Annotated in this window: 10 protein-coding genes and 2 pseudogenes; 2 read left to right on the forward strand and 10 right to left on the reverse strand. The window is 66.1% G+C overall.

Annotated elements, in window-relative coordinates:
- Positions 1-7 precede the first annotated feature (7 nt).
- The 3 genes from ugpE to ugpB all read right to left on the reverse strand — a co-directional run bounded on the left by ugpE (position 8) and on the right by ugpB (position 3237).
- The gene (ugpE, locus tag A3AG_RS0123315; RefSeq protein ID WP_018007742.1) at positions 8-856 is read right to left on the reverse strand and encodes a sn-glycerol-3-phosphate ABC transporter permease UgpE; all 849 of its coding nucleotides are present in this window, start codon (positions 854-856) and stop codon (positions 8-10) included.
- Positions 857-867: 11 nt separating this feature from the next.
- The gene (gene ugpA / locus A3AG_RS0123320) at positions 868-1749 is read right to left on the reverse strand and encodes a sn-glycerol-3-phosphate ABC transporter permease UgpA (RefSeq protein ID WP_018007743.1); all 882 of its coding nucleotides are present in this window, start codon (positions 1747-1749) and stop codon (positions 868-870) included.
- A 171-nt stretch (positions 1750-1920) separates the two neighbouring features.
- Positions 1921-3237, reverse strand: coding sequence for a sn-glycerol-3-phosphate ABC transporter substrate-binding protein UgpB (gene ugpB, locus A3AG_RS0123325; RefSeq protein WP_018007744.1), 1317 nt, complete (start codon positions 3235-3237; stop codon positions 1921-1923).
- A gap of 194 nt (positions 3238-3431) precedes the next feature.
- Here ugpB and A3AG_RS0123330 point away from each other — a divergent pair, with 194 nt between their 5' ends.
- On the forward strand, positions 3432-4223 hold the full coding sequence (locus tag A3AG_RS0123330) for an HAD-IIB family hydrolase (RefSeq protein ID WP_018007745.1): 792 nt from the start codon (positions 3432-3434) through the stop codon (positions 4221-4223).
- 193 nt (positions 4224-4416) lie between these two features.
- Here the strand turns inward: A3AG_RS0123330 and A3AG_RS34890 are convergent.
- From A3AG_RS34890 to A3AG_RS0123350, 5 genes and pseudogenes are all read right to left on the reverse strand, one after another.
- Positions 4417-4677, reverse strand: a pseudogene (locus tag A3AG_RS34890) (helix-turn-helix domain-containing protein); the annotation flags it as partial.
- 161 nt (positions 4678-4838) lie between these two features.
- Positions 4839-5976 (reverse strand): annotated as a pseudogene (gene ntrC, locus A3AG_RS0123335) (nitrogen regulation protein NR(I)); the annotation flags it as partial.
- Positions 5977-6061: 85 nt separating this feature from the next.
- Positions 6062-7240: a nitrogen regulation protein NR(II) gene (glnL, locus tag A3AG_RS0123340; RefSeq protein WP_018007747.1), complete on the reverse strand. Its 1179-nt coding sequence runs from the start codon at positions 7238-7240 to the stop codon at positions 6062-6064.
- A 4-nt stretch (positions 7241-7244) separates the two neighbouring features.
- Positions 7245-7817, reverse strand: coding sequence for a hypothetical protein (locus A3AG_RS0123345; RefSeq protein ID WP_018007748.1), 573 nt, complete (start codon positions 7815-7817; stop codon positions 7245-7247).
- A gap of 151 nt (positions 7818-7968) precedes the next feature.
- Positions 7969-9384: a 3-hydroxylaminophenol mutase gene (locus A3AG_RS0123350; RefSeq protein WP_012353136.1), complete on the reverse strand. Its 1416-nt coding sequence runs from the start codon at positions 9382-9384 to the stop codon at positions 7969-7971.
- A 483-nt stretch (positions 9385-9867) separates the two neighbouring features.
- Between A3AG_RS0123350 and A3AG_RS0123355 the strand changes: the two genes are divergently transcribed.
- A complete protein-coding gene (locus A3AG_RS0123355; protein WP_018007749.1) occupies positions 9868-10332 on the forward strand; it encodes a rhodanese-like domain-containing protein in 465 nt (154 codons plus the stop codon).
- Positions 10333-10398: 66 nt separating this feature from the next.
- Here the strand turns inward: A3AG_RS0123355 and A3AG_RS0123360 are convergent, their stop codons facing one another.
- Together A3AG_RS0123360 and A3AG_RS0123365 are read right to left on the reverse strand one after the other, a co-directional pair.
- Positions 10399-11223: a competence/damage-inducible protein A gene (locus A3AG_RS0123360; RefSeq protein ID WP_018007750.1), complete on the reverse strand. Its 825-nt coding sequence runs from the start codon at positions 11221-11223 to the stop codon at positions 10399-10401.
- A 12-nt stretch (positions 11224-11235) separates the two neighbouring features.
- Positions 11236-12132 (reverse strand): EI24 domain-containing protein, encoded by an 897-nt coding sequence (locus A3AG_RS0123365; RefSeq protein WP_018007751.1) that lies wholly within the window; start codon positions 12130-12132, stop codon positions 11236-11238.
- Between the last annotated feature and the right edge of the window lie 123 nt (positions 12133-12255).

Raw genomic sequence — 12255 nt, forward strand, 5'->3', positions numbered from 1 at the left:
GTTCCGCTTATTTCTCGGTTTCGACCAGGCCCTTGACGAACCACTTCTGCATCAGCACCACCACCACCGCGGGCGGGATCATCGCCAGCATCACCGTGGCCATCACCAGGTTCCAGTCGGTGGCGGCATCGCCCGAGCGCGAGATCATCTGCGTCACGCCCACCACCACTGGCGTCATCGATTTCTGCGTGGTGATCAGCAGCGGCCACAGGTACTGGTTCCAGCCGTAGATGAACTGGATCACGAACAGCGCGGCGATACTGGTGCGCGACAGCGGCAGCACCACGTCCCAGAAAAAGCGCAGCGGCCCGGCGCCGTCGATGCGCGCCGCTTCGGCCAGTTCATCGGGAATGGTCAGGAAGAACTGGCGGAACAGGAAGGTCGCGGTCGCCGAGGCGATGATCGGAATCGTCAGCCCGAAGTAGCTGTCGAGCAGCCCGAGGTCCGACACCACCTTGTAGGTCGGCAGGATGCGCACCTCCACCGGCAGCATCAGGGTGATGAAGATCAGCCAGAAGAAGGTCTTGCGCAGCGGGAACTTGAAATAGACGATGGCAAAGGCCGAGATGATCGAGATCGCGATCTTGCCCAGCGCGATGCCGAGCGCCATGATCAGGCTGTTCTTCATCATGGTCGAGACCGGCGAAGCGGCCTCGCCCACGCCCTGGAACAGCACGGTGCGATAGTTCTCGATCAGCTGGCTGCCGGGGATCAGCGTCATCGGCGCGTCCAGCACTTCTTCCGCGGTCAGCGTCGACGCGACGAAGGTCAGGTACACCGGGAACACCACGATGACGATGCCGAGGATCAGCACCGCATGGGTCAGGAAATCAAGGAAAGGACGTCGTTCTACCATGGCTGCCTCCGTCAGTACTGGACCTTGCGTTCCACGTAGCGGAACTGCACCACGGTCAGCGCGATCACGATCACCATCAGCACCACCGACTGCGCGGCCGAGCCACCGATGTCCATGCCGCGGAAGCCGTCATGGAAGACCTTGTACACCAGCGTGTTGGTCGAATTGAACGGCCCGCCGTGCGTGACCGCATCGATGATGGCGAAGGTGTCGAAGAACGCGTAGACCACGTTGATCACCATCAGGAAGAAGGTGGTCGGCGACAGCAGCGGAAACACGATCGACCAGAAGCGGCGCCACGGGCCCGCGCCGTCGATGGCGGCGGCCTCGATCAGCGAGCGCGGGATGCTTTGCAGCCCGGCCAGGAAGAACAGGAAGTTGTAGCTGATCTGCTTCCAGGCCGCGGCCAGCACCACCAGCAGCAAGGCCTGGTTGCCATTGAGCAGGAAGTTCCATTCGACGCCGAGCCTGCGCAGCGCGAACGACACCACGCCCAGGGTCGGGTTGAACATGAACATCCACAGCACCCCCGCCACCGCCGGCGCCACCGCATACGGCCAGATCAGCAGGGTCTTGTAGCCCACCGCGCCGCGGATCACGCGGTCGGCAAAATAGGCCAGCGCCAGCGCGGCGGTCAGCCCGACCACGGTCACGCCCACGGCAAAGATGGCGGTGACCTGGAACGACTCGACATAGAGCGGGTCGTTCCACAGCATGCGGAAGTTGTCCAGGCCGACGAACTCCAGGTTGATGCCGAAGGCATCCTGCTGCAGCATCGACTGGTACAGGGCCTGCCCGGCGGGCAGGAAAAAGAAGATCAGCGTGATCGCGATCTGCGGCAACACCAGCAGATACGGCAGCCACGGCGAGCGGAACACGACGCGTTTTTCCATGAACGGATTCCGGCGGATGCCGCGGATGGCGGCATCGGACTAGGTACGGATTAGGTACGGATTAGGTACAAAGCGGCAGGCGGCCCCGATCGGTGCCGGCCACAAAGCAAGCGGGCGGAGGTTTCGCCGCCGCCCGCCTGTCACGTCAGCCTGCTGGCAAGACCCGGCGCCTTATTCGCGCGCGGTCTTCTGGAAGCGCTCCAGCAAGTCATTGCCGCGTGCCACGGCCGAGTCCAGCGCCGCCTTGGGCTCCTTCTTGCCGGCCCAGACCGCTTCCAGTTCTTCGTCGACCACGGTGCGGATCTGCACCATGTTGCCCAGGCGCACGCCGCGCGACTTGTCGGTGGTCTTGACCACCATCTGCTGCACCGAGACGTCGGCGCCGGGGTTCTTGTCGTAGTAGCCCGATTTCCTGGTGGCCTCGTAGGCGGCCATCGTCACCGGCAGGTAGCCGGTGGCCTGGTGCCAGTCAGACTGGATCTCGGGGCGCGACAGGTAATTGAAGAACTTGGCGACGCCCTTGTACTCTTCAGGCTTCTTGCCGCCCATCACCCACAGCGAGGCACCGCCGATGATGGTGTTCTGCGGCGCGCCCTGCACGTCCGGGTAGTACGGCAGCTGCGCCACCGCGAACGCGAACTTGGCGTTCTTGCGGATATTGGCCAGCGACGCCGACGAGCCGGTGAACATGGCGCATTCGCCGTTGTAGAACTTGGCCTGCGATTCGGCCTTGCGCCCGCCATAACTGAAATAGCCCTTCTTCACCATGTCCTGCAGGTTGGTGATGTGCTTGACGTGCAGCGGGTTGTTGAAGATCAGGCGCGTGTCGGTGCCGCCGAAGCCATTGTTCTTGGTCGCGTACAGGGTGTTGTGCCAGGCCGAGAAACTTTCCAGATGGACCCAGCCCTGCCAGTCGGTGGTATAGGCGCAGTTGGTGCCCGAGGCCTTGAGCTTGGCCGAGTACTGCATCACCTCGGGCCAGGTCTTGGGCGGCTTTTCCGGGTCCAGGCCGGCCTTCTTGAAGGCGTCCTTGTTGTAGTAGAACACCGTGGTCGAGCTGTTGAACGGGAACGACAGCATCTCGCCCTTGGACGAGGTGTAGTAGCCCGCGACGGCGGGGATGTAGGCCTTCTGGTCGAACTTCTCGCCGGCGTCCTTCATCACCGTCGACACCGGCTTGATCGCGCCCTTGGCGCTCATCATGGTGGCGGTGCCGACCTCGAACACCTGCAGGATCGCCGGCGCGCCGCCGGCGCGGAAGGCGGCGATGCCGGCCGCCATGGTCTCGTCGTAATTGCCCTTGTTGACCGGCACCACCTTGTATTCGGACTGGCTGGCGTTGAACTTGTTGGCGATCTCGTTCACCTTGTCGTTCAGCGCGCCCTGCATGGCGTGCCACCACTGGATTTCAACGGCGGCGTGCGCGCTGCCGGCCCCGGTCAGGGCGGCCAGCGCGGCGAGTTTGAGCGCGGTACGGGATACGGACATCGAGGCTCTCCTTGGTCTGTCTTGTTGCGGTCAGTCGAAAATCCGACAGCATGTGATTTTTTTGTGACAGCGGCATGTTACGCCGGTCGCACGCGCGCAAGCAAATCAGCAGATTCACCAGTATGGCCGCGCCCCGGCTTTTTGCAGTGCAATAAACGAATTTGGGCGCGGATCCACGGTTACAATGGCCCGCCATGCAATCCCTGAACAAGCTCTCTAATACGGCGCTGCGCAACGTGCGCGGCGTGCTGACCGACATCGACGGCACCCTGACCACCGACGGCCGGCTGCCGGCCTCGACCTACCTGGCCCTCGACGGACTGCGCCGCGCCGGCCTGCACGTGATCCCGGTGACCGGGCGCTGCATCGCGTGGGCCGAGATCCTGACGCGGCTGTGGCCGGTCGATGCCATCATCGGCGAGAACGGCGCGTTCTATTCGCACCTGCACAACGGCCGGCTGCAGACGCGCTTCCTCGACGACGCGGCCACGCGGGCGCGCAACCTGGAGCGCATCCATGCCCTGGGCCAGCGCATCGTGCGCGAGGTGCCCGGCTGCGCGCTGGCGTCGGACCAGGCCTGGCATGCCGCCGACCTGGCCATCGACCATGCCGAGGACGTGGTGCCGTTGCCCGAGGACGCCGTCACGCGCATTGCTACGCTGATGCGCGAGGCCGGCATGACGGCCACCGTCAGCTCCATCCATGTCAACGGCTGGTTCGGCCGCCATGACAAGCTGTCGATGAGCAAGCTGTGCGTGGCCGAGCTGCTGGGCGAGGACGTCGATGCGCGGCGCGACCAGTGGTTGTTTATCGGCGACTCGGCCAACGATGCGTCGATGTTTGCGCATTTCCCGCTGTCGGTGGGCGTGGCCAACGTGCGCGAGATCCTGCCGCAGCTGCCGGTGCCGCCGGCTTACATCACCGCGGCCGCGGGCGGCGAGGGTTTTGCGGAGATGGCGCAGCGGCTGATCGAAGCGCGCGGCTAGTGCCGCGGCATTTGCAAAGGGAAGGTTTGCTCCCTCTCCCGCGTGCGGGAGAGCGGCCGGGGGTGAGGGCAGGCGGTGGCATACCGCAGGCTTGACTTCGTCGAAACGCCGGCCCTCACCCCAACCCTCTCCCGCACGCGGGAGAGGGAGCAAACAACAGGAGTCAACCCGGGCCCTAGTGCCCTGCCCTGCTTCAGTCGAAGCCCAGCTCCTGCAGCTTGCGCGTGATGGTGTTGCGCCCGATCCCGAGCCGGGTCGCGGCTTCGACGCGGCGCCCGCGGGTGACGCCCAGCGCGGCTTCCAGCACCGCCTTTTCGAACCGGCGCGTCAGCAGGTCCATCACTTCGGGCTGGCCGGCCTCCAGCATGGCGCGCGCCTCGCCGGCGAGCAGGCTTTCCCATCCGGCGGACGCCGGAGCCTGCTGCGGAGCCTGGGCCACCGCCGCGGCCGGCGCCGCACGGACCACCGTGGCCGTGTCGGCCTCGGCCACCGGCACCGCAAACCCGCCATAGTCGGCCAGTTCCTGGGCGCCTTCATACTCGGCCACGCGCAGGTCGGGCGCGCGCTCCGCCCGCGGCGCATTGACCGGCTCGCTGGTGCCGGCTTCCAGCATCTCGCGCGGCAGGTCCTTGACCTCGATGGTCTGCGCCGGCGCCATCACGGTAAGCCAGTTGCACAGGTTTTCCAGCTGGCGCACATTGCCCGGGAACGGTAGCGTGCTGACGTAGGCCAGCGCCTCGTCCGACATGCGCTTGGGCTCGACGCCAAGCTCCTTGGCGCTCTTCTGCAAGAAATGGCGCGCCAGCAGCGTGATGTCCTCCGGCCGCTCGCGCAGCGGCGGCAGGCGCAGCCGGATCACGTTCAGGCGGTGAAACAAGTCCTCGCGGAACAGCCCTTCCTTGACGCGCAGTTCCAGGTTCTGGTGGGTGGCGGCAATCACGCGCACGTTGGCGCGCAAGGGGTTGTGGCCGCCGACGCGATAGAAGTTGCCGTCGGACAGCACGCGCAGCAGCCGGGTCTGCAGGTCGAACGGCATGTCGCCGATTTCGTCGAGAAACAGCGTGCCGCCCTCGGCCTGCTCGAAGCGCCCGCGCCGCATGGTCTGCGCACCGGTAAAGGCGCCACGCTCGTGGCCGAACAGTTCGGACTCGAGCAGGTCCTTGGGTATCGCCGCGGTATTGAGCGCGATAAACGGGCCGTTGGCGCGCGGACTGTGCTTGTGCAGCGCGCGCGCGACCAGTTCCTTGCCGGTGCCGGACTCGCCGGTGATCATCACCGTCACGTTCGACTGCGACAGCCGGCCGATGGCGCGGAACACGTCCTGCATCGCCGGCGCCTGGCCGAGGATCTCGGGCGCGTCGACCAGGCGGTCGTCCATCTCTTCCTCGCGCAGGCTTTCTTCCAGCGCGCGGCGGATCAGCTCGACCGCCTTGTCGACATCGAAGGGCTTGGCCAGGTATTCGAAGGCGCCGCCCTGGAACGCTGCCACCGCGCTGTCGAGGTCGGAGTACGCCGTCATCACGATGACCGGCAGGCCCGGGTGGCGCGCCTTGATCGCCTGCAGCAGGTCGAGGCCGGAGCCGCCGGGCATGCGGATATCCGATATCAGCACCTGCGGCTGGTCTTCCTCAAGCGCGGCCAGCGCGTCCCGCACATTGGTGAAGCTGCGCGAGAGCAGGCTTTCACGGGCGAGGGCCTTTTCCAGGACCCAGCGGATTGATTGATCGTCGTCGACTATCCAGATCGGCTTCATGTGCGTCGCTTGTCTGCTCGGTGTCAGTTGGTCTTCCGCATGCCCTGGCCACGTCGGTGCACGCGCTTGCGGACGCCGGCAAAGGCTAGTGCAGCGGCAGCAGGATACGGAAGTCGGTACAGCCCGGCCTGCTCTCGCATTCGATCAAGCCCTCGTGCTGCTGCACGAAGGTTTGAGCGAGTGTGAGACCCAGTCCGCTGCCGCCATCCCTGCCCGATACCAGCGGATAGAAGATGCGTTCGCGGATGTCTTCGGGGATGCCCGGGCCGTTGTCGATCACATGCAAGTCCAATGCCAGCTTGAACAGGCGCTTGGCGATGGTTACCTGGCGCGCGATGCGCGTGCGCAGCACGATCTGCGCATCGCCGCGCGCGATGCGGTCGGCCAGCGCCTGCGCGGCGTTGTGGACGATGTTGAGCACGGCCTGGATCAGCTGCTCCATGTCGCCCCGCAGCTCGGGCAGGCTGGCGTCGTAGTCGCGCACGATCTCCAGCCCGTTGGGAAACTCGGCCAGCACCACCGAGCGCACGCGCTCGAGCACCTCGTGGATATTCAGGCTCGATACGATATGCGGATGCCGGTGCGGCTCCAGCAGGCGGTCCACCAGCGTCTGCAGCCGGTCCGACTCCTTGATGATGACCTGGGTGTATTCGCGCAGCGAGCGCTCGGGCAGCTCGAACTCGAGCAGCTGCGCCGCGCCGCGGATGCCGCCCAGCGGGTTCTTGATCTCGTGAGCCAGATTGCGGATCAGCTCCTTGTTGGCCGAGGTCAGGTCCAGGATGCGCTCCTCGCGGTCGCTGCGCACCTTCTGCTCGTTGGGCAGGATCTCGACCACCACGGTGTCGCCGACCGCTTCGAGCGCGGCGATCACCACATGCACATGGATCGGGTCCTGCAGCGGCGGATGCAGGATCAGGTCCTGCCGGCGCACGTCGAACTGCCGCGTCACCACCGTATCGAGCATGTTGTGCAGCTCATCCGATTTGCCGAACAGGTCGGGCAGCTTCAGCTCGACCATGCCCTTGCGCGACACGCCGAAGGTGGCCTCGGCGGCCGGATTCGCGTACACCACGCACAGCCCCGGCTGGCGCACCAGCAGCACCGGGTTGGCGACCACGTCGAGGCCGGCATGGAATGCCGCCGCGCCGATGCTGAGCACGCGCGCGCCGGTTTCGGACGGGGCCGGGTCCGCCGCGGGCGGCTCGGCCCGCGCGCCCTCGGCACTGCCGGCCTTGCGTGATACTCCGCGAATCAGGCGACGCATAAGTCTAGTCCTTCAGGTTGCCGAGCTCGCGCCGCAGCGACGCCGCGTTGGCCTCGCTGCGGGCAATGTCGTCGCGCAGCGCCGCGGTGCGGTCGAGGTATTTCTGGTAGTTGCGCTCATTGCCCTGGCGCTCCGGCTGGCCGTTGTTGTATTCGGCGCGCAGCCCCTGCAGCTTGGCCTCTTCGGCCTGCAGCTCCTGCATCAGCACGGTCCGGCGCTCGCTGTCGCGGCTGCGCTGTGTGGCGCTGTCCACGCGCGGGAAACCGGTGTTGCCGGCACTGGCGCCGCTGCTGCCGGCACTCTTGGCCGGTGCGGCGAGGCGCCCGCCCGGCACGGTCACGACCTCGGGCAGGTTCAGCTTTTTGCAGCCCTTGCCGGCATTGCCGTTGCGGTATTCCGGCACGCCGTTGGGCCCAGTGCAGACATAGACATCCGAGGACTGCGCCAGCGACGGCCCGACCCACGCGGCCAGCGCCAGCGCCGCGGCGCTCACCAGAACGGGGAATCGGCGTCGGCTTTGGTGCACGGAACGGGGCCTGGCATGAGTGCGGCAGGCCGTGCGGGAAAAGGCATCCATGGGCATGGCGTCAGTTAGAACGGGGGGTGGATCGGTACAGAATCGGATGCCCCATTCTAGCGAGCAAAGCAAAAAGGGACAGCCGAAGCCGCCCCCTTGTGGTGCAACTGTTGCCCGGTCACAACCTGCGTCATGGCCGGGCAAGGGCTGCTTACAGCGAGTAGTACATCTCGAACTCGACCGGGTGCGTGGTCATGCGGAAACGCGTGACTTCTTCCATCTTCAGTTCGATGTAGGCATCGATCATCGAATTCGAGAACACGCCGCCACGGGTCAGGAACTCGCGGTCGTTGTCCAGGTACTCGAGTGCCTGGTCCAGGCTCGAGCACACGGTCGGGATCTTTGCGTCCTCTTCCGGCGGCAGGTCGTACAGGTTCTTGTCAGCGGCTTCGCCCGGGTGGATCTTGTTCATCACGCCGTCCAGGCCCGCCATCAGCAGCGCCGAGAAGCCCAGGTACGGGTTCATCAGCGGATCCGGGAAGCGGGTCTCGATGCGGCGGCCCTTCGGGTTGGCCACATACGGGATACGGATCGAGGCCGAACGGTTGCGGGCCGAGTAGGCCAGCTTGACCGGCGCTTCGAAGCCCGGCACCAGGCGCTTGTACGAGTTCGTGCCCGGGTTGGTGATGGCGTTCAGCGCGCGGGCGTGCTTGATGATGCCGCCGATGTAGTACAGCGCGAATTCCGACAGGCCGGCGTAGCCGTTGCCGGCAAACAGGTTCTGGCCGTCCTTCCACACCGACTGGTGCACGTGCATGCCCGAGCCGTTGTCGCCGACGACCGGCTTCGGCATGAACGTGGCGGTCTTGCCGTAGGTGTGCGCGACGTTCTGGATCACGTACTTCTGCAGCTGGGTCCAGTCGGCGCGCTGCACCAGCGTGCTGAACTTGGTGCCGATTTCGTTCTGGCCCTGGCCAGCCACTTCGTGGTGGTGGACTTCAACGGGGATGCCCAGCGATTCCAGGATCAGGCACATTTCCGAACGCATGTCCTGGAAGGTGTCGATCGGGGCAACCGGGAAGTAGCCGCCCTTCTTGCCCGGACGGTGGCCGGCGTTGCCGTGCTCGAATTCCTTGCCCGACGACCACGGGGCTTCTTCGGAATGGATCTTCACGAAGCAGCCTTGCATGTCGACGTTCCAGGTCACGCCGTCGAAGATGAAGAACTCGGGTTCCGGACCGAAGAAGGCGGTGTCGCCCAGGCCGGTGCTCTTCAGGTAGGCTTCGGCGCGCTTGGCGATCGAACGCGGGTCGCGGTCATAGCCCTTGCCATCCGACGGCTCGATCACGTCGCACGACAGCACCAGCGTCGGCTCTTCATAGAACGGGTCGATGTGAGCCGTGTTCGAATCCGGCATCAGCAGCATGTCCGAAGCTTCGATACCTTTCCAGCCGGCGATCGACGAGCCGTCGAAAGCATGGCCGCTCTCGAACTTGTCTTCATCGAAGTGCGACACGGGCACGGACACGTGTTGCTCCTTGCCTTTGGTATCGGTGAAGCGGAAATCGACGAACTTGACGTCGTTTTCCTTCACCAGCTTCATCACGTCTGCAACGCTGTGGGCCATGCCAATCTCCTGGGTATTCGGCAAATGTCTGTGAAAGCCAATTCTTGGGACTGTCGCCAGCGGCGCCGCTGCATCGTTGCCGCGCCTGACTGGCCTCGCCGCGAAAGGACGACGGATGTTAGCAGAAAGCGTGCCAATCAAACGTCCCATGCGGCGACGGGCCCGAAAATTGTGCAACTCCGGCGAATCGCGCACCATGCCGGCCGGCGTCGAAAACGCCTTCCGGCCGGCGGGGCGCCCATGTGGCGCACCCGCGACACAAGCAACCAGCGTTGCCAGCGTCATGGAACACCATCATGGTGCAAACAGCAAGTCTCGGCACTGTATTAGTGCACACGCACCAAAATCGATCTGCTTTCGCCCTGTGGCGGCGCTTGCCGGGCCCTCCCGGCCAGCGCTGCCACCGCCCCGCAACCGCGGCGCTATAGAATAACGGGTTGCGGCCCTTGCGCCACGATTCCACCCACACAATTTGTCACGCCGATGACCACCCGAGACGATCTCCTCCAGGCTGCCCGCCAGCGCCAGGAACAAAACCAGTTGCCGTACTTCGGCGCGCTGTCGCCGCAGGAAGCCTATGCCCTGCTGCAGAACGACCCTTCCGCGGTGCTGGTGGACGTGCGCACGCAGGCCGAGCTGGACTGGGTCGGCGGCGTCGATGTGCCCGACGCCCAGTTCGCCCATGTCGAATGGATGTCCTACCCGGGCGGCGCGCAGAACCCGCGCTTTATCGAGGAACTGCGCGCACGCGTGCCGTCCGACGTGCCGGTGCTGTTCCTGTGCCGCAGCGCGGCGCGCTCCAAGCACGCGGCGCGGGTGGCGACCGAGGCCGGCTACCACTTCGCCATGGACGTGCTCGAAGGGTTCGAGGGCAACCGCGACGATCACCACCACCGCAAGACCGTCGAGGGCTGGTGCGTGCGCGGCCTGCCCTGGCATGGCGCCTGATTCCGCCCGGACCTGATGCAAAGGGGCAGCCAAGGCTGCCCCTTCTCTTTTGGCCGGCCCGGCCGTCTAGGCCGGTGCTGCCTGCCGCGGCGGCTGCTCGACGGTCTCGTACCCCATCGCCTGCACGCCTTCGAGCAGCATCGCATAGGCCGGGTCCAGCAGTTCGGCCGGGCCCTTGACGCCCAGGTCGATATGGCGGCGCGCGAAGCGGTCGCCACGCTGCACGTCGCCGACCGATGGCAGGCTGAACACGCGGATGCCCGGATGCGCCGCCTCGACCTTCTCCATCAGCGGCGTCAGCGTCGACTCCGGCGCCTCGAACACGTAGAAGGCCCGCTCCTGCTGCGAGACCTGGTGGAACAGGTGCGCATAGTCGTGGTCCAGCACCCACTCCATCATCGGCCACGCCATCACCGGGAAGCCGGGCATGAAGTGATGGTGCCCCACCGAGAAGCCGGGGATGCGGTTGTAGCTGTTGGGGATGATGCGCGCGCCCTCGGGGAACTCGCCCATCTTGAAGCGGTGCTGGTTCTCGGGCAGGGTCAGGTCGCCCTTGGCGGGGTCGCCGCCGGCGGTTTCGGCGATGCGCAGCGCGATCAGCTCGCGCGCCTCGGGATGCAGCACCAGCGGCACGCCCAGCGCCGCCGCCGCGCACTGGCGCGTGTGGTCGTCCGGCGTGGCGCCGATGCCACCGGTGCAGAACACCACGTCGGGGCCGGCCAGCGTGCGCCGCAGCGTGGCGGTGATGCGGGCGCGGTCGTCGCCGACATACTCGGCCCAGTCCAGCGCCAGGCCGCGCGCGCCCAGCAGTTCGATGGTGCGGCGCAGGTGCTTGTCTTCGCGCCGCCCGGACAGAATCTCGTCGCCAATGACGATCAGGCCGAAACCCATATTGCCCTCGCTTCAGGAGTTTTCGATGCGGCGCACGTCGTGCGGCGCCAGGTCGATGACATCGCCGCCCGCCGACGGCGCCGCAGGGGGCGCGGACGGCTGGGCCGGCACGGCGGCGCGCTCGGCCCGCAACTGCGCCAGTGCGCGCAGGCAGAAATGGCCGAACCACAGCGCCGAGAAAATAAAGATCAGCACATACAGCCACAGCGTGCCGGCGAGCACGAACGGGAACAGGAAGATCACCGCCGCCGACGACACCCACAGTATCGTCGGCGCCGAGCCCAGCAGCCCCACCGCCACCCCGATCACCAGCAGCGGCGTGCGATGGCGCCGCACCAGGGTCTTGCGCTCCTCGGTACTGGCATGGTCGGCGAGCGCGTCATACGTCATCACGCGGTAGGTCAGCCAGCCCCACAGCACCGGCGGAATCAGCGCGAAGAACGGCGGGATCAGCCACAGCGGCAGCGTTACCAGCACCAGCGACAGGAACACCACGGTGCTGCCCAGCGAATGGAACACGCTGCCCAGCACGCTGCCGCCGCGGGCCTTGGCCAGGTCGGGGTAGCTGCGCTCGAGGTGGCGCACCACCGCCGGCACCGAGCACACGCCGATGAACATCAGCATCGAGGCGATTACCACCGGGATCGCCAGCGCCGCCACGAACAGCGGCGCCACGACGGAGCGCAACGATTGCAACCCGAACCAGTCGAGTGCGCTGTAGATCCAGCTGGTCAGCACCGAGGTTTCCAGGAAGCTGCGCGTGGCGCCCATGATGGGGTCCCAGCCCAACCAGAGCAGCCCGCCCCACAGCAGCGTGGCGAGGACGAAAGGCAGCACGGTCAGCATCAGCATGCGCGGATGCAGCTGGCTGACCAGCGCGCGGCCAAACGAGCGGAAGATATCGTTCATGCAGTCGAAGGCAACACAGGAAAGTCGCGGGGAACCGGCCGGGTCAGTGCAGTGACGGGCCGGCGGCAACCCGGAACACTAGCATACGCCGCTTGTCGCCATGGGGCGCCGGCGTCCGCGGCG

Source organism: Cupriavidus neocaledonicus (genome assembly GCF_000372525.1).
Lineage (GTDB): Bacteria > Pseudomonadota > Gammaproteobacteria > Burkholderiales > Burkholderiaceae > Cupriavidus > Cupriavidus neocaledonicus.